Genomic DNA, 22,733 nt, shown 5'->3' with positions numbered 1-22,733 from the left:
AAATGATTGACAAATGGTCTATATCTTTGTAAACTATGACTGTTAACAAAACACGAATAGCGTTTTCATGTGACTAGATAATACTAGGCATGGAAGAATTTCATTAAAATATGATATACTCATATTTTGACGGGATTGTTCTATGCTTTTTTTGTTGTCTTATAACAAGGAAACGGACAATCTACTTCTGCAGAAGAGGAATGTTTATGAAAATCAAAAAGGTGCTCAATCAAAATGCGGTGCTCGTCCTTGATGAAGGACAGGAAAAAGTGGCTGTTGGTAAGGGCGTCGGGTTTAACAAAAAGAAAAATGATTTGTTATTCCCGCAACAAGTGGAACGAATGTTTGTAATGGAACCTGAAGGCTTGAAAAAGCTTCAAGTTTTACTATCACAAATTGATGAACAGTATTTTTTTGTCACAGAAGAAATCATCGCTCATGCTGAAACGATTCTTGGTGAGAAACTGAATGAACATATCAATATCGGTTTAAGTGATCACATTGCGTTTGCCGCAGAAAACATCCAAAATAATATCATTGTGAGAAATAAGCTTTTAAATGAAATCGAGATTCTTTACACGGAAGAGTTCTCAATCGCACAATGGGCAGTGGACTATTTGACGCAAACGTTAGGAATTCCTTTTAGCTATGACGAAGCAGGGTATATCGCAATCCATATTCATAGTGCTCGTAGCGGTCGTACAGATAATAGTAAAAGTATCCGCGAAGTTACAATTGTTTCAGAAATTATTCATTTGATCGAACAAGAATTAGGGATCGATATCCATGATGAGAAGATGAGTCTAAGCTATTCACGATTAGTCAATCATTTACGTTTGTTTATTCACCGTTTTCAACAAAGTCAATATGCAGTATTGGATGATGAAATTTTGGATATTGTGCGGAAGAAGTACGCAGAAAGTTACGAAATTTCGAAAAAAGTTCAAGTTTTGTTAATGAGAAATTTTCACTATCAAGTACCAAACGAAGAATTAGGTTATCTAGCTATTCACATCGAACGGCTAAGGATGATCAAATAAAAGACAAGGGGAGATACAAAAATGAAAGCTTATATGCAAAGAATGGGACGCTCGTTGATGCTTCCTGTAGCGGTATTGCCAGCAGCTTCTCTACTAGTAGGGATTGCAAACTGGATCGTTGGGACAGTTGGACCAAGTGCAGCTACAACATTTTTAATGAATGGCGGTTTAGCTATTCTTGATAACTTAGCATTACTGTTTGCAGTTGGTTTGGCATTAGGTATGTCAAAAGATAAAGACGGCGCCGCAGCTCTTGCAGGTTTAGTCGCTTATTTGGTACCTAAGACAGTTTTAGGTACAGCTTCTGTACAAGCGATTATGGGATTAAGTGACATTGCAGATGTAAACCCAGCTTTTAACAGCATGGGAAATAACGTTTTTGTTGGTATTATTGCTGGTTTAACTGCTGCAGCAATGTATAATCGTTTCTCAAACGTAAAATTACCAATGGCACTTTCATTCTTTAGTGGGAAACGTTTAGTTCCGATTATGTCAGCTATTGCTATGTTGGCAATTTCTTTTGTATTATTGTTTATTTGGCCAGTTGTTTATAATGGTTTAGTATCATTTGGTGAAGCGATCTCTAGCTTAGGATTTGTTGGAGCTGGTTTATATGGATTCTTCAACCGTCTGTTGATCCCAACAGGACTACACCATGCCTTGAACTCAGTTTTCTGGTTTGACGTTGCAAATATCAACGATATCGGTAATTTCTTAGCAGGACAACAAGCATTAGATTCAGGCAAAGCAATTATTGGTCAAACAGGTATGTATCAAGCTGGATTCTTCCCAGTAATGATGTTTGGTTTACCAGCTGGAGCGTTTGCTATTTACCAATGTGCTCGTCCAGAGAAGAAAAAAGTAACAGCTTCATTAATGTTAGCAGCAGGTTTTGCGGCATTCTTTACAGGTGTAACTGAACCATTAGAATTCTCATTCATGTTTGTTGCATGGCCTTTGTATGTTGTACATGCAGTACTTACAGGTTTATCATTAGCATTCGCTGCATTCATGCAGTGGACTGCCGGATTCGCATTTAGTGCTGGTTTTGTTGACTTCTTCTTAAGTCTTAAAAATCCAGTTGCAAATCATCCAATGATGTTAGTTGTTCAAGGATTAGTAGTAGCTGTTATTTATTACTTCGCATTCCGTTTTGCAATCACTAAATTTAATTTAATGACTCCAGGACGCGAAGAAGGCGACGGCGAAGAAACACCTGATTTAGATACTACTGGTGATAATAAATTTGCTGTATTAGCAAACAAAATCTACCAAGGTCTAGGTGCAGATGCAAACGTTACTTCAATCGATAATTGTACCACTCGTTTACGTTTAACAGTTAAAGATACAAGTAAAGTCGATCAAGCAAAAATCAAAGCAACTGGGGTTCCAGGAGTGAAAGTGATCGATGATAAGAACATTCAAGTAATCGTTGGGACAGAAGTACAATTTGTAGCGGATGAAATGACTAAACTTCGCAATGGTGCTACACCAGTTACATCAGGTGAACCTGTAAAAAAGCCTGAAGTAAAAACAGAAGCACCAAAAGCAACTGCTAAGGATTCTGAATTATACGCTGTTGCAAACGGAAAAGTTATTCCAATTTCTGAAGTACAAGATGATGTTTTCTCAGCTAAAATGATGGGTGACGGTTTCGCAGTTATCCCAACTGATGGTGAAGTAACAACTCCTGTTGCAGGTAAAATCACTAGTATCTTCCCAACAAAACATGCTTTAGGAATCCAAACAGATTCAGGTATTGAAGTATTGTTGCACATGGGCTTAGACACCGTTGAGCTGAAAGGTGCACCTTTCACTTTACATGTTGAAGAAGGTCAAGTAGTGAAACAAGGGGATAAAATAGCAACAATCGATTTAGCAGCTTTAGAAACTGCTGGTAAAAAATCTGATTTGATCGTTGTATTTACAAATCAAGATGTTGTTGAAAACTACGACTTAACAAAAGCAAATCAAACAGTTTCTGCTAATGATTTAATTGGTAAAGTAACTGTAAAATAAGAAATCAAGAGCTACCTGAGAGCATTCTCGGGTAGCTCTTTCTTTTCTTGCTTTATTTTTTTACTGTGATATGGTTAAAGTGTACTTGTTTTATGTTATTTAGCAATGCGTGCTAGTCATTCAGGAAAAAGTATCTGCACCAATTCTTCTGTCATGACTGAACAAGCCCGCTAAGCTTTTTAATTTAGGAGGAGATTACCTTGCATGAATAAGGCTGGACACAAAGAAGTGCCAGTTAATGATCATACGGTTTCTTTGTGTCATATTTGATAAATATGATGAAAATGAAGGAGCAGATTCAAATGATTATTGTTAAAGGAAATAACCCAAGAAAAGTCGAAAAAATTTGGGAATTAGTAAAAAAAGAGCATACAGGACAAAAAGTGGCAATTATTGGGTATCCTGGCGGAATTCCGCATAATTTTATTCGAACGAAGCAAATGTCTGCCTATGAAACAATGACAAAACACAATACACTTGACGATTTAGCGCGCTTTTTAAAAGAAACAAAAGATCGATTTGAAGCAATCATCGTCTATATTGATTGTGACTCTCATTTGATAGAATCAATAAAGGAAGTAACGCAGTTTTATAAAGAAAAATTTATCTTGACTGTTTATGATGAATTAGCGTATGAGCAAGTGATTGATGAATAAATAAGGTGGTAAATGTATGAAAGAGAACATTGAACAATTGTTGGTATTAATCGAAAAATTTCAAACAGAGGATCTTTCCTTAGACGAAGCAATCAAACTTCGTCGCTTATCAGCGGAATTCGCTAATGTTTGCGGTGAAGCTGTTGAGCAAAAGATGGATCAATTTTATAAAAAATAAATGTTAAAATGACTGAGAGGTTGCTTCTGTCCCTAACGTTTATCCAGATTCCATGTGAGTGGGACATGACTTGAAGAGTGATGTCCCACTCACTTTTTTTATTTTTAACAAATCCCTCTTACTTATAAATAGTAAGCAAATAACTTGTACATTTTTCGAAAAGGCATATAATAAGGATATAAAGGTCAGAGATGGTCAGTTAACGAATGAACATCTACTCAACCTTTAACCAAAATAGGAGGTTTGTAAAATGGCAAAACAACATTATGACAGAAGTAAACCACATGTAAATATCGGCACAATTGGACATGTCGATCACGGGAAAACAACATTGACCGCTGCAATCACAACAGTACTAGGGAAAAAAGGCCTAGCAAACCCGCAAGACTATGCTAGTATTGATGCAGCACCGGAAGAACGTGAACGTGGAATTACAATTAACACATCACATGTAGAATATGAAACACAAGCTCGTCATTATGCACATATCGATGCACCAGGACACGCTGATTATGTTAAAAACATGATCACAGGTGCAGCACAAATGGATGGTGCGATTTTAGTTGTATCAGCAACTGATGGACCAATGCCGCAAACAAGAGAACATATCTTGTTATCTCGTCAAGTTGGGGTAAAACATCTAATTGTGTTTCTTAATAAAATAGACTTAGTTGATGACGAAGAATTGATAGATTTAGTTGAAATGGAAGTTCGTGAGTTACTCAATGAATATAATTTTCCTGGTGATGATATACCAATCATCAAAGGATCTGCTTTGAAAGCTCTACAAGGTGATCCTGCAGCTGAAGCTGCAATCAATGAATTGATGGACACGGTGGATGAGTATATTCCAACCCCAGAAAGAGACACAGACAAACCATTGTTATTACCAGTGGAAGATGTCTTTTCAATTACCGGTCGAGGCACAGTTGCATCTGGTCGTATCGATCGAGGAAAAGTAAGCGTTGGGGATGAAATCGAAATTGTCGGTATCAAACCTGATACACAAAAAGCTGTGGTTACAGGAATTGAAATGTTCCGTAAAACGTTAGATTACGGAGAAGCTGGTGATAATGTTGGTGTTCTTTTAAGAGGAATCACTCGTGATGAAATTGAACGTGGTAAAGTTATCGCAAAACCTGGTTCAATTACACCACATACAAAATTTATCGCAGAAGTTTACGTATTGACGAAAGAAGAAGGCGGACGTCATACACCATTCTTTACGAATTACCGTCCGCAATTTTATTTCCGTACAACAGATGTGACAGGTGTTGTAGAATTGCCAAATGGTGTTGAAATGGTGATGCCAGGAGACAATGTGACGATTGATGTCGAATTGATTCATCCAATTGCGGTAGAACAAGGAACAACCTTCTCTATTCGTGAAGGCGGTAGAACAGTTGGATCTGGTATTGTTACTGAGATTCAAAAATAGACTAAAAACACAAGGTTGGGATGTGACTCATAGAGTTGTGTCCCAATCTTGTGTTTTTTTAGTGATAATATGCATTTGCCCAGATTTAATTTATGCTATACTATTTGCAAAAAGAATGGAGTGATGAGGATGAAAGCTACTTTTTTAAGAGTTGATGCATTTACAACTACTCAAGGACAAGGGAATCCAGCTGGTGTGGTTTTAGATGGTGATGTATATACTACTGAAGAAATGCAGAAAATCGCAAAAAACATCGGATTTAATGAAACAGTTTTTGTATGTGAGAGCGATATAGCAAAAGTTAAATTAAGATATTTCACCCCAGGACATGAAACCCCTTTGTGCGGTCATGCAACAGTAGGAGCAATTTTTGCTTTATATAACGGGAAAAAAGATCTGCAATTGGACATTGAAACGGGTGCTGGAATTTTGCCAATTAAATATGAAAATAAAACACAGCAAATCACAATGAAACAAGCCCAACCTCGCTTCATCGATTTTGCTGGTGATAAAGAAGCACTTTGCAAAAGTTTAGAAATCGAGCTTGAAGATCTTCATTCTCAATTACCCATTCAATATGGCAATACAGGATCGTGGACCTTACTTGTACCAGTAATCAATCCAGCTGTTTTAGACAAGATGAAGCCAAATCAAGAGCTATTTCCGCAGATTATGAAGGAGATCCCTCAATCATCAATCCATCCATTTGCAGTTGATTCAGAAAAAGAAGGAACATTTATCGCTAGACATTTTTCATCGCCATTTTCAGGAACAACAGAAGACTCAGTAACTGGAACAGCCTCCGGAGTGATGGGTGCATATTCTTTGAACCATATCTACACAAAGTATGAAGACAAAAAAATCAGTGTCTTCCAAGGACGCCATGTTCAAAAGGAAGGGACTGTTCTAGTTCATGTGAAAAAAGGGGGACAAGGTCTTCATGAAGTTAGTATTTCAGGGACAGCGTGTTTGAATGGTGAATTTGAAGTGACTATAGGCAAATAAAAAAACGGTTGGAATCAGAAGCAACTATTACGCTACTGATTTCAACCGTTTATTTAAATTGATTATGTCCTAAAATCAAATAGATGTGTTATCTATCTGTTTATTTATCGTTGATATCTGTTTCTAAGAATACGACGAACGCCGTGTATTTTCTTTTGTTTTTCAATTGGTGCATTGTCGATGATCAATAATGCAATCATGACATAGGCGATAAAACTTTCTCTCGAATAGAGTGTGTATCTAGAGACCCAATTGGCCGCATATTTCTCTTTATAATCCCGCAGACCTTGGAATGAGTAGAATCTAGAACCAAATTCATAAACCAGATAAGCAATTCGCTCTTGCACAAAGCTTTTTTTAGAGGTTCCCACATTGGATAGGGGAGCCATTCCAAGATTAAAGTAGGTAAAACCTTCTTCTTTCATATAAGTGAATAAAGAAACAAAAAGGTAATCCATCACACCAGAAGGAGCCTTTTTACTATATCTCATTAAATCAATAGTTCCTTCTTCTTGAGTGTAGGTCGGCATGATATTTGCAAAAGCAACAATTTGATTATTTTGATCTTTAGCAACAGCTATTTTTCCTCTTTGTAGATAGCTTTCAGAGAAGAAGCCTAAAGAAAAGCCTTTTTCTTTACGGCTGCCAAGCCACTCGTCAGAAACGTCTTTTAGCTCTTGCATCAATTTTTGCGAAAATGGTGGTTCAATCACTTCAAAATGATAATTTTCTTTAGTAAAACGATTCATGACCGCGCGTTCACTTTTCATTTTCTTTCCTGATAAGGTGAAGTTTGGTAAGTCTACATGTGCTTCTTCGCCCATCTTAATGAAATCATACCCAAATTCGTGTAAAAACATCACTACTTCTTCAGACGCTTCATAGAAAACTGGAAGATACCCCCATTGATCCGCTTCATTAATGAACTGTTCAAGGGCTTTAGGAAAGTCTTCTTTTTTTCCAGAGGGATCACCCATCACGATACATTTATTGTTTAACGTTTTAAACTGTAATAGAACTGTATCTTCGTTTTCTTGGTCGGTGTAGATATACATATCTTTATCCTTTAGAAAAATCAATTGACTATCCGTGTTTCCACCATATGTGTTCAAAAGAGTGAGCGCTCGTTCTTCATCTAATTCAGCCCCCATTTGGTATCTTCCGCCTTCAAGATAACGAATAAATAAATAACTAAATAGTGTGACTAATAAAATACCTATAAAACCGGAAAACCAAATTTTCTCCGAGGGAAAGAAAAAGAATGAGATAAAATGACTTTTATGATGAGGAAATGAAGGTGAATTATAGACACCAATCACAATATACAAAATAGTCAATGCTAGGAAAATAATTCCGTCGATTGTGATCATTTCCCAAGAATACACGAGTTGTTCCCTGAATAATTCTCTTTTTGAAAAAATAATGATGATCAATAGAAGGCTGAGAAAAATGATGACACCCCAACTGAAATCTATAATAAACGTATACAATAAAGTTACTAAGATCAAACCAATTGTTGGCAAATAAGCACGTTTTACTCTGGCAGCAATTCCTCGCCCTGTAATAAGCAATAAAAAACCTAACAAAATTGCTGGAAGCTGTGTAATAATGTGAAACGAGAGCGGGTTTAATTGTTTCAACCAACTAAACTGACTGAACGCTTCTGGAATCGTAGCTGAAAGTACGATCATTATTCCGGAAAAATACATCAGGAAAACAACGAACTTATGGGCTAACTCTGTCGATAATTCTCTGGGGATACCAGAATAACGTGTATTTAAACTATGACTCAGATTTTTTATAAAAAAGACAGCGCCAATAATAAAAGGCACAATATAATAAAACAAACGATATAATAATATCCAAGCAATAATAACTTCTCGATTGATTCCTAAAGCTGATAAGCCGATAATCATCATAATGTCGAAACTACCTAGCTCACCTGGAATCATAGAAACGATCCCAATCACAGAAGCAGCAATAAATAAGGGAATCACTTGTAATGGATTCATTTGGACACCCATCAACATACCAATTAATAAAAAGCTACCTAAAACACCTGACCACTCTAAAAATGAAGTCAAAATAAGTCCGATGCGTGTCTGTTTATCAATATCGCCAATATAATCATCTTTTTTAATAAGGCTTGCAATCAGAACAACAGGAAAATATAACCCGCCTCCGATCAGCCAAATCCAATATTGCTGCAAGTAGTCATTTGTATGACCAAACATGACTAGGAAAAAAGCAATCAGACTATAGATGGATAGCCCGGACATTAAGAAGATCAGAATTTTAGAGAGTGCCCGAACAACTAATTTACCATCTTTTTCTTTTCCATAAAATTCTGAGCGTAATCCGATGCTGACCAATCCGCCAAAGCCAGCGATATTATTGATCGTATTGATCATCCAACTGCTTTCTATAAGGAAAATCTTCTTTGGTTTTTGGTTCAAAATTTTGTTAAGAATCAAGTCATAACCAATCATTGGAAAAACAGCGACCAGACCAATTAGGAACATCAAAGCAATTTTCCAAAAGGCAAGATCTTGAAAAATATCAGTAAGCTGTTCGAAGGAGATCGTCTTACTGATAGAAAGTAATTCACGAAAAACAATCACCACTACAGAAAAAATAAAAATTGTTTTAAAATAGCCAGTGTGATCTTTGATCCATTGAAGTATTTTTTTCATTATTAGCACCTACTTTTCATTTAAGAATGTCAAAATTTCTTGATTAAATGTTTTTGGATCTTTTTTAGCGAATGAATGTCCTCGTTTGGGAACTAGAACAAAAGAAGCATTAGGAATTTCTTTTGCTAAATAGATAGAATGAGTTTGTTTGATAATATCATGTTTGCCGACGATTACTAAAGTTTTAGCCGTTAAGCGTTGTAAATCTGAGCTTGAAATACCAATATTTTTAGTCAATAAATGAACTATAAGCAGTTGTTTCTTGGCTTTCTCACTAAACAAAGAGAATAAACGCAGAAAAGCGTCTTCAATAGCTGTGACGATTCTTATAGGAAAAATAACACCTTGAACCGTTGTATTCCCAGCATTTAGCACTAATCGATGGATCATTTTAGGGTATTTCTTAGCAAAAACCATTGCTAGATTGGCACCATCGCTAAAACCGACGATATTTGCTTGAGCAATGTGTTCTTGATCCATTATCATGTGAAGATCATCTGCCATTTGTTCAAAAGAAAGGGTGGTGCTATTATTTGTTGAACGCCCATGACCGCGACTATCAACTGTAAAAACTTTGAAATAACGGCTAAATTCAGGGACTTGTTTTTTGAAATACTTTCCACTACCACCGTTTCCATGGAGAAGGAACAAAGGAAACCCTTGCCCAGAAACTTCATAATAAATCAAACTTTTATCAGTCGTTAATAAAATCTTTTTTTGTTTTTCCATTACCTTACCACCTATCTTGTTTAGTATATCGGTTTTTGATTAGATTTTAAACTGAAATGAGTAAAATAAAATCTCAAATTTTTATTAAAGAATAGTAAAGAATCCGCCTTTTTTTAGATTTTTTTTCAATAATAACGTATGATAAAAGCTACCTCAAAAAAGTTTGGATGATAAAATGGGCAAATTGATGAAATTCATAAAAAAATTAATAATACTACTATTGCTGTTATTGATAATCGGTTTAGGGTACTTTGGATTTAAAATACGCCAAAATGTTCAGCAAGTAATGACCTATGAAACTGAAGTAGAGCAAGCAGTGAAAGAAAACAATATTCCTAAATACAAAAATTTAGTTTTAGCAATTATTTATACTGAATCAAAAGGCCGTACAGAAGATTTGATGCAAAGCAGCGAGAGTGCATACGGCGAACGGCAAATGATCGGCACCACAAAAGAAAGTATTGATACAGGCGTAGCTTTTTTAGCTCAGTCGATAGAACAAGCTACTACGGCAGGCTGTGACATTTCGACGGCTGTTCAAGCATATAATTTTGGGTTAGATTATATTGAATTTGTAAAAGAGCGTGGGGGAAAAAATTCTGTTCGACTCGCAGAAGAATACTCCAAAGAAATTCTATCTCCATTATTAGGAAACTCAAATCAAACAATGTATCGCTATTATCGTCCGCAAGCTTTAGTCTATAACGGTGGTTTTCTTTATAGTAATGGAGGAAACATGTTTTATGCAGATATCGTTAAAATGAATCAACAATTTATAAAATGGTTACAGTGATTCTAATACAAAAAATACTGATCCTTAAGAATATCGTCTATTAAGTCGTTCGATTTCTTGAGGATTTTCTTGAAGTTCTTTCCATTAACAAGTAAACTAAAGAAGGTGTATTTTTAACAAGGAGAAAGTAGGGAACCAAATCCATGGTAAATAAGTTTGATATAAAACAAGGTCTGACTCAGTCAGAAGTGGAAGAACGAAAAAAACAAGGATTACAAAATGATTATGAAGAAAATGTAGCTAAGTCAACAAAAGATATTATTTATGATAACGTAATGACGCTGTTCAACTTTTTAAACTTTGCAATCGCAATTTGCTTGTTTTTTGTTGGCGCGTATTCCAATTTAGCGTTTTTAGCGATTATCTTAGTGAATATGGGTATGGGAATCTATCAAGAAATCCATGCGAGAAATCTCGTACAGAAATTATCGATTGTTGCTAAAGAAAGTATTCATGTTATTCGAGATGGCCATGAGTCAGAAATCGACACCAAAGAATTGGTAATGGACGATATTGTATTGATTTCTGCTGGTGAACAAGTCCCATCTGATATGGAAGTTTTAGAAGGAAAAGCAGAAGCAAATGAAGCTTTATTAACTGGTGAGTCTGACTTGATTGAGAAGACAGAAGGTGATGTTTTGTTATCCGGTAGTTTTCTAGCAAGTGGTCAAGTGTATGCAAAAGTCATTCATGTCGGGGCAGACAATTACGCTGTTAAAATAACAGCAGAAGCTAAAGTGCATAAGCCGATTCAATCAGAATTAGTTAATTCAATCAGAAAAGTATCAAAATTTACGAGTTTAGTGATTATTCCTTTAGGGATTATTCTGTTCTTAGAAGGTTTCATGATTCGTGATTCCGGGATGAAAGCTTCAGTTGTCGCTTCGGCAGCAGCTCTTCTTGGAATGTTGCCAAAAGGCTTGGTATTATTGATCAGTATTGCTTTAACGACAGGTGTAGTGAAGTTAGCTAAGAAACGAATTCTTGTTCAAGACATGTACTCGATTGAAACCTTAGCTCACGTTGATACACTTTGCTTAGATAAAACAGGAACGATCACCGAAGGAAAAATGAAAGTTCAAAAAGTTGAGATATTGCACGCGAACTATCATGAAAATTTCCCGCAAATTATTGGGAGTTACTTAGCAGAAAGTACAGATAACAATATCACGATGCAGGCAATCCGCGATCATTTTGAGTTATCTAATCGATATGGCGCTACGAAAACCTTATCGTTTTCTTCAGAGCGTAAATGGGGAGCAATCGAATTTAATGAATTAGGAACGGTGTACCTGGGTGCCCCTGAAAAGTTAGTTGCCGCTGAACGAATTCCAAAAGAAGTATTAGAAGCACAAGAGAATGGTTATCGAGTATTGATGTTAGGAATCGCGGAAAACACTCCGTTTGATGAAGACAATATGCCCTATCTAGAGCCATTAGCAGTTTTAGAAATCGATGACCCAATTCGTCAAAATGCGAATGAAACGTTAGCTTATCTTCGAGAAGAAGGCATCGACTTAAAAGTAATTTCTGGCGATAATCCTGTGACTGTTTCAAATATCGCTCGCCGTGCTGGTCTTTTCGGTTATGAGTCTTATGTTGATTTATCTACAATGGTAACAGAAGAAGAAGTGCGTCAAGCAGTTCATGAATATACTGTTTTTGGTCGAGTATCTCCACAACAAAAGAGAACCATCGTTAGAGAACTGAAAGATAACGATCATGTAGTAGCTATGACAGGTGACGGTGTGAATGATGTATTAGCACTGAGAGAAGCAGATTGTAGTATCGCTATGGCAGAAGGTGATGGGGCAACGAGACAGATTTCCAATTTAGTCTTATTGGACTCAGATTTCACTACATTACCGGATGTGTTGTTTGAAGGTCGACGTGTGGTGAACAATGTCACAAAAGTTGCAAGTATTTTCTTTATAAAAACGATTTATTCGTTTATTTTATCAATGATTTGTGTGTTTACTACTGTTGCATTTCCATTTATTCCTATTCAAATCACATTGATTGATTTGGCAATCGAAGGTTATCCAGCATTCTTCTTATCATTTGAAGGCGATAAACGAAAAGTGAAAGGGAAGTTTTTACCGACCGCTTTAAGGAATGCCTTTGTCAATGCAGTCTTGGTTGTGGTAAATATTGTTGCTGTTTACTTAATCGCACCAGGTCAAGGATTTTCACAAATGGAAACAACGACATTAATGTATTACTTGTTGATCGGTATTAGCAGTATGGCAGTGGTTCGAGCATGTTTGCCGTTTAACCCATTACGAATCTTTTTAGCTATTACAACAGTTGGCGGCATCTATGTCGCAGCTATGCTTTTTCACAGCATTCTAGAAGTTGGCTTTTTAAATCAGCAAACCTTACCGCTTTTTGCAGTTATGATGTTAATTAATATTATTGTGCGTATTGCTATAGGTCTTGTTCAAATGAAAAGATCTGGTAAAACAGTCAAAGATTTATAAGAAAAAGTGAAGCTGGGATATAACTAATAGAGTTGTATCTCGGCTTCTTTACTGATATTTGTTTTAGATACTTTTCAAAGAAGGACGAAATCATGAAAATAAAGATGCAATTTACTTGAAAATTACGTGTACTATGATACAATGAAACATGTGTAATTGTGTCTTTTGAAAATCGCGCTGAAGGTTTCAGTGCTTTTTTACTGACTGATCACGTGAATTAGCTTTTGGCTATTTTTTGGAGGTGAGAACAGTGGCACAAAGAATTCCTCAAGAAGTCATCGAGGAAGTAAGACAACGTACGAATATTGTGGAAGTTGTTGGACAGTATGTTCAATTGAAAAAATCCGGCAAGAATTACATGGGTTTATGTCCGTTTCATGAAGAACGTTCCCCTTCATTTTCAGTAGCAGAAGACAAACAAATTTTTCATTGTTTTGGCTGCGGAAAAGGCGGAACTGTTTTTAATTTTCTGCAGGAAATAGAAGGAATCAATTTCCCAGAATCAGTACGAAGAGTGGCTGAACTAGAACAGATTCCTGTAAATATTGACTGGGTCAGTACCAGCGATACAGAAACAACAGAAAATCTACAAAATCGTAAACTAATCGAACTGCATAAAAAAGCTGCAGATTTATACCACCATGTTTTGATGAATACACAAATTGGAGAACCTGCTTTGAATTATTTGTTGGAGCGTGGTTTGACAAAAGAACTTATCGAAACATTCAAAATTGGCTTTGCACCTCAAAAACGTGATTTCTTAAATCAAGTATTCCAAAATGAACAAGTGGCTGAAGAGTTATTTAAAGAGTCAGGTTTGTTTATTCAAAGGGACAATGGAGAATTTTTAGACCGTTTTTATCAGCGTGTAATGTTTCCAATCAACGACGATCGTGGGAATGTGATAGCTTTTTCAGGAAGACTACTCAAAACAGAAGATTTTCCTGGGGACGATATGCCAAAATATTTAAATAGTCCCGAAACAGTTTTGTTTAATAAAAGAGATACGTTGTTCAACTTTGATAAAGCTCGTAAAGAGATACGCAAAGAAAATACCGTGTTTTTATTTGAAGGATTTATGGATGTTATTGCGGCTTGGCAAGCAGGAATAACTAGTGGTGTTGCTTCGATGGGAACTAGTTTGACCAATGAGCAAATTCGTAAGCTTGAACGAGTAGCAAAAGAACTTGTCGTTTGCTACGATGGTGATACAGCTGGCGTAGAAGCCACAAATCGTGCGATATCTTTGTTAGGTGAGCATAGCCGTTTTCAACTGAGTATTGTCAGTATTCCGGAAAAACTGGATCCAGACGAATATTTACGGAAATACGGTAATGAGTCATTTCGAGAGTTAGCACTTCATGGTCGAGAGACTGTGTTTAGTTTTAAAATGCAATACCATCGTTTGACTAGAAATATGAACAACGAAAAAGAACAGCTCGATTATGTGAATGATTTATTGAAAGAATTGATGTTGGTACAATCTCCATTAGAAAGAGATCGTTATCTAAACCAATTAGCTCAAGAATTTCAGTTATCTTTTCATTCTTTAGAAGAGCAGTTAAAACAGCTTGAAACGCAACAGCGCTCAACGAAAAGAAGAGAACGGCAGCAACAAGATGTACCACCGCCGCAAGATTTTGAAATGGAAGGTATGTTGGAACCGCCGGAGATGTTTGAAGAAGCAAGTACTCCGTCAGTGCAAAACAAACTACCATTGACACAAGTCGAAAAAGCGGAACGTACATTATTATATCGTTTGATGAATGAACAAAGTGTCAGAAATCAAATGATGCAGCTCGCTGATTTTAATTTTGCACATGATCAATATCAGGAACTATACTTATTGTTAGATAGTTACATGAGTGTTCACGATGATTTTCTACTTGCTGACTTTTTAGATTATTTAAAAGAAGCCGCAATCAAAAAATTGGCGATCGATATTTCGTTACAGACAATTTCAGAAGAAAGTTCTGAAAGAGAGATTGCTGACGTGATAAGAGTGATTGGTAATTCCAGTTTGGAAGATCAGCTCAAGGAAAAACAACTGCAAAAAAAAGAGGCAGAACGCATTGGTAACAAACAATTAGTTGATGAATTAGCAATCGAAGTTGTCAACTTAGTAAAACAATTGCAAAAAAGTCGTACAGCGTCATAAGAATAAATTCTTGCGATAACGTATTTGACTATTATTTATAGCTTTAGCCGAATGGAAAAATGAAGGGGGCCTTCTTTCATGGAAAAAGAAACAGAAAAAAAATATGCAGCTGCATTGGCAGCCTTTATCAAAGAAAACAAGCCTAAAGGTAATGTTTTTTATGATGATCTAACAAACAAATTAGCAACACCGTTTACATTGAATGCCGATGAAATGGAAAAATTGATTCAAAAAGTTGAAGATGCTGGTATCAGTGTAGTCGATGAAAATGGCGATCCAAGTGAACATAGTCTTAAAAAAGACGTAAAAGTTGCTGAAAAAGCCCAAATGGAAGATTTATCTGCCCCGACAGGTGTTAAAATTAATGATCCTGTTCGTATGTATTTAAAAGAAATCGGACGTGTTCAGTTATTAACTGCCGCAGAAGAAGTAGAATTAGCCCTAAAAATCGAAGAAGGCGATCAAGAAGCGAAACAACGCTTAGCTGAAGCTAACTTACGTTTAGTTGTTTCGATTGCTAAACGTTACGTAGGACGCGGTATGCAATTTCTTGATTTGATCCAAGAAGGAAATATGGGTCTAATGAAAGCAGTTGAAAAATTTGATTACCGTAAAGGGTTCAAGTTTTCAACCTATGCAACATGGTGGATTCGTCAAGCCATCACTCGTGCGATCGCTGACCAAGCAAGAACCATTCGAATTCCTGTGCATATGGTAGAGACAATCAACAAATTGATTCGTATTCAACGTCAATTATTGCAAGATTTAGGTAGAGAACCAACACCAGAAGAAATCGGTGCTGAAATGGATCTACCTACTGAAAAAGTACGCGAAATCTTAAAAATCGCACAAGAGCCAGTTTCTTTAGAAACCCCAATCGGTGAAGAAGACGATTCTCATCTTGGCGACTTCATTGAAGACCAAGATGCGACAAGTCCAGCTGAACATGCAGCTTATGAGTTGTTGAAAGAACAACTAGAAGATGTATTGGATACATTAACAGACCGTGAAGAAAATGTATTACGTTTACGATTTGGTCTAGATGATGGACGTACACGCACATTAGAAGAGGTTGGTAAAGTATTTGGCGTGACTCGTGAACGGATTCGTCAAATCGAAGCAAAAGCACTACGCAAATTACGCCATCCTTCTCGTTCTAAACAATTAAAAGATTTCCTAGAATAAGAAGTTTTTCTTAAAAATTTGAACGGCTCTTTTCGATTTTTTTCGGAAAGGGCTGTTTTTAACAATCGTAACAAAAAAGTTAGATAGTACATATTGGAAGAAACGCGATTTTGTGGTAGATTAGATTTACGAATGTGTAGAATGTGAGGCGGAATGAATGACGAAACAATGTCCGAATTGCGGATCTGAAATAGATAACAAAAAAGAAACATGTCCAAAGTGTGGTCATTCTTTTAATGAAGACCAACTTAACGAAGAGAGTTTACCGAAAGAGAACCTTGAAAATGACCAAAATAAAGAAAATACCTCTAGTTTTTTAAATAAAGATCAAAACGAAAATATCGAATGGTCTGAACTCAAAGATATGAGTATCGGTCACGTAATGACAATGTTTAATGAACAAAAAACGGATGAAGAATCAGAAACGAATGAACAAGAACAAGCAGAGGAATTAACAACTGCAAGTAAAGCCACTAAAGAAGATCCAAAAGAAGCAGGACAAGTATCTAACGCTGCTACGCTAAGCCAATATATCAATGAACACAAAAATGAGACACAAGATAATATTGAAAAAACAGCAATAGAAGCGGAAACAGAATTACCTGAAGAAACGAATCCAAAGACAGAAAGTGATGCTGAAATACCCCTGTCTGATGAACAATCAAAACCAAAGGACAAAGGACTGGATGACGTGAATCCAAATGAACCGGAAAATACTCCTGCAAAACCAACAGATACAAAGTCTGAGCAAGTAAAAGAAGATAAACCAAGAGAAGAAATTACAAAGTTCACAAAACCTGATGATCAGACGCCAGAAACAAAACCAATCGGTCCCAAAGCATTGCCAGTTAATAAAACAGAAATCCCATCAAAAAGTAAAAAACCAGAAGAAATCGAGATGGATGAAGCACCTATTTTCTTTAAAGATGTTGAAGAGGCAAATGCCGCCAAAAGTCAATTCGTTAAACCAACAGAAAATAATAAATCTAAAGAGGAACCATCAACTCCTTCAGCAAATAAAAACTATAAGAAAATGTCGATTGCTTTAGCCGCTGTTGTTGTAATTGTAGGCGGTTCATGGTTTGCATATAGTCAGACACAGAAAAAATCTGCAACTGGTGGAGAAGTCACACAAAAACAAGAAAAATTAGCAACACAAACTGAAAAAGAATTAAATAGTTACTTTTCAGATGATAAACAACTATTTCTCAAACCAGAAATGGTTAGCGTCAGCACAAAGACTATCAAAGAACATTTAGATACGTTAAAAGACGATTCCAATTACAAAAAACTTGATGCGTTATATAATAAAGTCACAGATAAACAATCAGTTATCACTAAGGCTAATGAATTATTTGCTCAACCTATCATTGATGGAAGCAAACTAAACGATGTCGCCATCAAAGCAGATAAAAAAATTGACGTAACAAAACGTGAAGAAAAAGACGATTTTGATCGTTTGATCAACCAAGCAATTGATCAAGCGTCCAATCAATATGATCAATTACAAAAAGCCAAACTTGCTGTTGATGTTTTTTATAAAAATAATGAATTGACAGAAACATTAACTAGAGAAAATTATACAGCTGCAAAAACAGAAGTGGATAAAGTCAAAAGTGAGTCATTACGTAAACCGCTCAGCGAAGTTTTAGTCAAAGCATCAAGTACATTGAATGACTTAGAAGCTGCAGCAGCGGTCCAACCGCCAGTAAGTGTAGATCAAACCCCAGCAACAACACCGAGCGATACTATTTCGGATTATCAAGGAAATAATACTCAAACGGGCAGTGGTGTACAACCAGATTCAAATACGTTCTCAGCACCAAATGCTGAGGGTATTTATACTGATCCTGTTTATTCAGTTAACCCAAGTGATGTTAGCGATATGAGCAATCCTGCATGGAGCTGGGCGCCTGGTGTTCAGGAGAAGGTAATTGCAACCTGTATTCAGCGTGGTTATATTACAGCTGGAGGATATTCTCTACAACCAGCTAGAATAATTAACGGCGAAGGGTATTATAATTTATATGGCTCAGATAATCAGTACCTAGTTACAATCAATGCGAAGACTGGTTGGTTCAAAGGAAATGCTTCAAGAAATGCTGGAAGATAGATTTGAAAGTTGAAAAAACAGTCTAAAAGAGACAAATTCTACATGGATTTTGAATAAATGGTGAGACGAAAGTATTTAGCTCCTTCTTGTTTTCAGAGCTAAACGCCTTCGTCTCACTCTCATTTTCATTCTATATAATGAGACTTAATATCGTTAAAAACATCAATGACGATTGATGAATAGGGAGAATAGTATGGAAGAAAAAGAATATATAACGTTTAAAGAAGGTGTAATCGCTTGTGTGCCGACGATTCTTGGTTATGTAGGAATCGGTATAGCTGCAGGTGTGGTTGGGAAAAATGTTGGTTTATCGATTTTAGAGATCGCGTTGATGTCGATTTTAGTTTACGCGGGCGGAGCGCAATTCATTATTTGTGGGATGCTAGCAATTCATTCACCTATTTCGGCAATTGTTTTTACAACATTTTTAGTTAATTTGCGACACTTTTTAATGGGTATGTCTGTTGCTCCTCATTTTAAAAAAGAACCATTGATTACTACGATTGGTATTGGAACACTTTTGACAGATGAATCCTATGGTGTATTGATGACCGTTTTGACTAATGAACATCGTGTCAGTTCAGCTTGGACACATGGGTTGAATATCACAGCTTATCTTGCTTGGATTGTTTCGACTATTGCCGGAGGTGTATTAGGTACTTGGATTCCAGATCCATATATACTAGGATTGGACTTTGCTTTGGTGGCAATGTTTGCTGGTTTGTTTATTTTGCAAGTAGACATACCAATAAAAAAACAGACCAAAGAAACCTTGATCGTTTTAGGGACAGTCTGTGTCTCATTGTATTGTTTTATGGGCTTTTTTTCACCGGAGTTATCGGTTTTATTTGCAACACTTTTAGGCTGTACAGTTGGGATGGTGAATCATCATGAGTAGTAATTATGTTTTACTGACAATTTTAGGCTGTTCAATAGTTACTTGGATTCCAAGAATTTTCCCCTTTTTGATTTCTAAAAAGGTTGATTTTCCAGAATGGTTTCTTCGTTTTTTATCATATATCCCAATTTGTATCTTGACGGCGCTCTTATTTCAGAGTATTTTAGAAGTTCAGGCGACAGGCTTTCCTAAAGTGAAAACGTTAGAAGCGTTAAGTTGTATTCCTACTTTACTCGTTGCAATTCGCACCAAAGATTTAATGAAAACAGTTTTGGTAGGAATCGTTACCATTGCATTATTACGTATTTTTTTAGGCTAAGTGCCAGAAGGAGAAGATTATGAACGAACTATTAGCACAAGTATTTACAGCATTAGTTATTGATGAAAATGAGAGCCACTACTTTTTACAAAAAAATGGTATTACTTTGCGTTTATCTAAAGAAGAAGGTAGCCATGAGATTGGTGAAGCAGTAGAAGGCTTTGGCTATATGAATCAAAAACAAGAACCAGAAATGACGACAAATATCCCGATTGCTCGAATCGGTCAATATGCTTTTGGAACGGTAACAGGTACAAGACGTGATTTAGGCGCCTTTGTAGACATCGGTTTAAATGACAAGGATGTTGTTGTCTCTCTAGATGAATTGCCTGTAATGCGTGAATTATGGCCTAAAAAAGGCGATCAGTTAATGGTTTCCTTAAAAGTAGATAATAAAGAGCGTATCTGGGGCGAATTAGCAGATGAAAAGATTTTTAAAGCTATGGCAAAACAAGGAACAGAAGAATTAAAAAATGAAAATATCAGTGGTATTGTTTATCGCTTAAAAATGATCGGTTCGTTCGTTTTGACAGATGATTTTTATATTGCCTTTATCCATCCATCTGAGCGTTATCAAGAGCCTCGTCTAGGTGAAAGAGTCAATGGTCGAGTGATTGGTGTACGCCCTGACGGTATTGTAAACATTTCGTTGAAGCCACGTGGATATGAAGCAATTAGCGATGATGCAGCTATGATATTGACCTTCTTAGAGCGATCAGCTGACCATAAGATCCCATTTACGGATAAATCAAATCCTGAGGAAATCAAGCAAACATTCGGCATCAGCAAAGCCCAATTTAAACGTGCAATCGGTAATTTGTTAAAACAAGGGAAAATCACTCAAGAATCAGGTTTTACTCTGTTAAAAGAAGAGCAACAAGAAAAATAAATTGTTTTTTCATTCTAATTGAGAATCGCTTGCAAATGTTTTAGAGTTATTTTATACTTATTATAATTTGTTACTAGGATTTATAGTTCTAGATTAAAATAATTATAATTAAGGGGCTGCATTTATGGATTCTACTGCTGCTTTAAAGAAAACAAAACAACAATTGCATGAATCTGGTTTTAAACTGACGCCTCAACGAGAAGCAACAGTTTTAGTATTACTAGAAAATGAGAAAGACCATCTATCGGCAGAAGAAATTTACTTTTTAGTCAAACAAAAAAGCCCTGAGATCGGTCTAGCAACGGTTTATCGTACATTAGAAATATTAACTGACTTAAAAGTCGTAGATAAGGTAAGTTTTAACGACGGATTGGCTCGTTATGACTTACGAAAAGAAGGCGCAAAGCACTTTCATCATCATCTTTTATGTTTGGAGTGTGGAAACATCGAAGAAGTAGAAGAAGATTTATTAGGTGAAGTGGAACAAGTGATCGAACAACGTTATCACTTTATGGTAAAAGATCACCGATTGACTTTTCATGGTGTGTGCCAAGAATGCCAACAAAAAAAGAAAAATCAACCGACTGAAGAAGTTGGATTAGGGCTTTCTAGTTCAGAGTAAACGAAGTCTTTATCTAGATAACTTGTGGATAGAACATAACTCTTACGAGTCATATCCTATCCACAAGTTTTTTCTGTTTGAAAAAGATTGACAATTCTGAAAGAATCTCTTACAATGTCTTCAATAAACAATAAAAGTTTTGATAAGAACTAGTAAGATATTATAGGTGTACAGAAAGCAGCCGGTTGTTGAGAGGCGCATAAACCTACACTATCAGAATTCCTCTTTGAACTTCACACCGAATCAAGTAGGCTGTGACGGTCACGCGCACCCGTTATTGTGCCAGGGTATATATTTTGTACCTGTCAAGTCAATGAGTGCGAACTGATTGTAAACAAAGGTGGTAACACGAGTCTTTAGGTCTCGTCCTTTTCAGAAATGAAGAGGATGGGGCTTTTTTTATTGTTTGATTCTAAGAAAAAATGAAGGGAAGTCATCAAATGAGCTTTAAAGCATTGAGCCAACCAATCAATTTTGAACAAGTTAAATCACTATCCAAATTAACACCACAGCAAGAACAAAGCAAAGGCATTCGGGATGAAGAATTAAAAAGAATTATTGAAGGGGACAGCCAAAAAATTTTATTAGTGATTGGTCCATGTTCGGCACATAACGAAGAGGCGGTTATGGAATATGTGACTCGTTTAGCTAAACTACAAGAAAAGGTAAAAGATAAAATTTTTATGGTTCCACGTGTTTATACGAATAAACCGCGTACTAACGGAGATGGGTATAAAGGATTGTTGCATCAGCAAAATCCGGAAGGAAAAAGTAATTTGATCAAAGGAATCGCTGCTGTTCGTAGTTTGCATAATCGTGTTATTAGCGAAACAGGTTTAACAACTGCCGATGAAATGCTTTATCCTGAAAATTTGGAGTTTGTTCAAGATTTAGTCAGTTATATCGCTGTTGGCGCGCGATCTGTTGAAGATCAGCAACATCGCTTCGTTGCTAGTGGAATCGATCAGCCGACGGGCATGAAAAATCCAACAAGTGGTAATCTAAACGTCTTATTCAATTCGTTATACGCTGCTCAGCAAAAACAAGAGTTTATTTTCAATGGACTTGAGGTAGAATCTAGCTCTAATCCATTGGCACATGTAGTGTTAAGAGGCGGATTAAACGAATATGGTGAGAACATTCCTAATTATCACTATGAAGACTTATTAAAAGTTGTAAATCTATATAAAGCTGGCAATTATAAGAATCCATTTATTGTTATAGATACCAATCATGACAATTCAGGGAAACAGTACAAAGAACAAATCAGGATCGTTAAAGAAACGTTGATCAATCGTTCATGGAATGAAGATATGAAACAATGGGTCCGCGGATTCATGATAGAAAGTTTTCTTGAAAGTGGACGTCAAGAAGCGGATGGTAAAGTTTTTGGACAATCAATCACCGATCCGTGTTTAGGCTGGGATGAAACAGAACGTTTAGTTGAACATATTGCTGAGAATGTTTAAGTATTTCCTGTCTAAATAAATCTTAAATAAAAAACGATCGTTGCATGAA

General features: G+C 36.2%; 18 protein-coding genes and 1 other annotated feature. Of the genes, 16 read left to right on the top strand and 2 right to left on the bottom strand.

Annotated features, from left to right (window positions below; all coding sequences use genetic code 11):
• The first annotated feature begins 206 nt into the window (after nt 1-206).
• The 6 genes from JZO69_RS15230 to JZO69_RS15205 all read left to right on the top strand — a co-directional run bounded on the left by JZO69_RS15230 (nt 207) and on the right by JZO69_RS15205 (nt 6,336).
• Nucleotides 207-1,040 (top strand): PRD domain-containing protein, encoded by an 834-nt coding sequence (locus JZO69_RS15230; protein WP_207113675.1) that lies wholly within the window; start codon nt 207-209, stop codon nt 1,038-1,040.
• A 21-nt stretch (nt 1,041-1,061) separates the two neighbouring features.
• On the top strand, nt 1,062-3,059 hold the full coding sequence (gene nagE / locus JZO69_RS15225; RefSeq protein WP_207113674.1) for an N-acetylglucosamine-specific PTS transporter subunit IIBC: 1,998 nt from the start codon (nt 1,062-1,064) through the stop codon (nt 3,057-3,059).
• A 302-nt stretch (nt 3,060-3,361) separates the two neighbouring features.
• A complete protein-coding gene (locus tag JZO69_RS15220; protein WP_207113673.1) occupies nt 3,362-3,715 on the top strand; it encodes a hypothetical protein in 354 nt (117 codons plus the stop codon).
• A 16-nt stretch (nt 3,716-3,731) separates the two neighbouring features.
• On the top strand, nt 3,732-3,893 hold the full coding sequence (locus JZO69_RS15215) for a hypothetical protein (RefSeq protein ID WP_207113672.1): 162 nt from the start codon (nt 3,732-3,734) through the stop codon (nt 3,891-3,893).
• 250 nt (nt 3,894-4,143) lie between these two features.
• Nucleotides 4,144-5,331 (top strand): elongation factor Tu, encoded by a 1,188-nt coding sequence (tuf, locus tag JZO69_RS15210; protein WP_207113671.1) that lies wholly within the window; start codon nt 4,144-4,146, stop codon nt 5,329-5,331.
• Between the two features lie 129 nt (nt 5,332-5,460).
• Entirely contained in the window at nt 5,461-6,336 is an 876-nt protein-coding gene (locus JZO69_RS15205) for a PhzF family phenazine biosynthesis protein (RefSeq protein WP_207113670.1), read from the top strand.
• 104 nt (nt 6,337-6,440) lie between these two features.
• Here the strand turns inward: JZO69_RS15205 and mprF are convergent, their stop codons facing one another.
• Both mprF and JZO69_RS15195 read right to left on the bottom strand, forming a co-directional pair.
• Entirely contained in the window at nt 6,441-9,029 is a 2,589-nt protein-coding gene (mprF, locus tag JZO69_RS15200) for a bifunctional lysylphosphatidylglycerol flippase/synthetase MprF (protein WP_207113669.1), read from the bottom strand.
• A 9-nt stretch (nt 9,030-9,038) separates the two neighbouring features.
• On the bottom strand, nt 9,039-9,758 hold the full coding sequence (locus JZO69_RS15195; RefSeq protein ID WP_207113668.1) for an alpha/beta fold hydrolase: 720 nt from the start codon (nt 9,756-9,758) through the stop codon (nt 9,039-9,041).
• 175 nt (nt 9,759-9,933) lie between these two features.
• Between JZO69_RS15195 and JZO69_RS15190 the strand changes: the two genes are divergently transcribed.
• The 10 genes from JZO69_RS15190 to JZO69_RS15145 all read left to right on the top strand — a co-directional run bounded on the left by JZO69_RS15190 (nt 9,934) and on the right by JZO69_RS15145 (nt 22,684).
• On the top strand, nt 9,934-10,551 hold the full coding sequence (locus JZO69_RS15190; protein ID WP_207113667.1) for a lysozyme family protein: 618 nt from the start codon (nt 9,934-9,936) through the stop codon (nt 10,549-10,551).
• Nucleotides 10,552-10,694: 143 nt separating this feature from the next.
• Nucleotides 10,695-13,031, top strand: coding sequence for a cation-translocating P-type ATPase (locus tag JZO69_RS15185; protein WP_207113666.1), 2,337 nt, complete (start codon nt 10,695-10,697; stop codon nt 13,029-13,031).
• A gap of 250 nt (nt 13,032-13,281) precedes the next feature.
• Nucleotides 13,282-15,189 (top strand): DNA primase, encoded by a 1,908-nt coding sequence (gene dnaG, locus JZO69_RS15180; protein ID WP_207113665.1) that lies wholly within the window; start codon nt 13,282-13,284, stop codon nt 15,187-15,189.
• Nucleotides 15,190-15,267: 78 nt separating this feature from the next.
• Nucleotides 15,268-16,374 (top strand): RNA polymerase sigma factor RpoD, encoded by a 1,107-nt coding sequence (rpoD, locus tag JZO69_RS15175; RefSeq protein ID WP_207113664.1) that lies wholly within the window; start codon nt 15,268-15,270, stop codon nt 16,372-16,374.
• A gap of 157 nt (nt 16,375-16,531) precedes the next feature.
• Complete coding sequence (locus JZO69_RS15170) at nt 16,532-18,487, top strand: cell division site-positioning protein MapZ family protein (RefSeq protein WP_207113663.1); 1,956 nt, start codon at nt 16,532-16,534, stop codon at nt 18,485-18,487.
• A gap of 193 nt (nt 18,488-18,680) precedes the next feature.
• A complete protein-coding gene (locus tag JZO69_RS15165; RefSeq protein WP_207113662.1) occupies nt 18,681-19,385 on the top strand; it encodes an AzlC family ABC transporter permease in 705 nt (234 codons plus the stop codon).
• Nucleotides 19,378-19,704: an AzlD domain-containing protein gene (locus JZO69_RS15160; protein WP_207113661.1), complete on the top strand. Its 327-nt coding sequence runs from the start codon at nt 19,378-19,380 to the stop codon at nt 19,702-19,704. The genes JZO69_RS15165 and JZO69_RS15160 overlap by 8 nt, the downstream gene beginning before the upstream one ends.
• 19 nt (nt 19,705-19,723) lie before the next feature.
• Nucleotides 19,724-20,593: a CvfB family protein gene (locus JZO69_RS15155; RefSeq protein WP_207113660.1), complete on the top strand. Its 870-nt coding sequence runs from the start codon at nt 19,724-19,726 to the stop codon at nt 20,591-20,593.
• A 124-nt stretch (nt 20,594-20,717) separates the two neighbouring features.
• The gene (fur, locus tag JZO69_RS15150; RefSeq protein ID WP_207113659.1) at nt 20,718-21,215 is read left to right on the top strand and encodes a ferric iron uptake transcriptional regulator; all 498 of its coding nucleotides are present in this window, start codon (nt 20,718-20,720) and stop codon (nt 21,213-21,215) included.
• Nucleotides 21,216-21,345: 130 nt separating this feature from the next.
• Nucleotides 21,346-21,589, top strand: a binding site (T-box leader).
• Nucleotides 21,590-21,655: 66 nt separating this feature from the next.
• On the top strand, nt 21,656-22,684 hold the full coding sequence (locus tag JZO69_RS15145) for a 3-deoxy-7-phosphoheptulonate synthase (RefSeq protein ID WP_207113658.1): 1,029 nt from the start codon (nt 21,656-21,658) through the stop codon (nt 22,682-22,684).
• Nucleotides 22,685-22,733: the final 49 nt, after the last annotated feature.

Origin of the sequence: Candidatus Enterococcus ikei, assembly GCF_017316105.1 — a bacterium.
Lineage (GTDB): Bacteria > Bacillota > Bacilli > Lactobacillales > Enterococcaceae > Enterococcus_L > Enterococcus_L ikei.
Note: the sequence above shows the minus strand (reverse complement) of the source record. Positions and strands in the feature narration are given on the sequence as shown.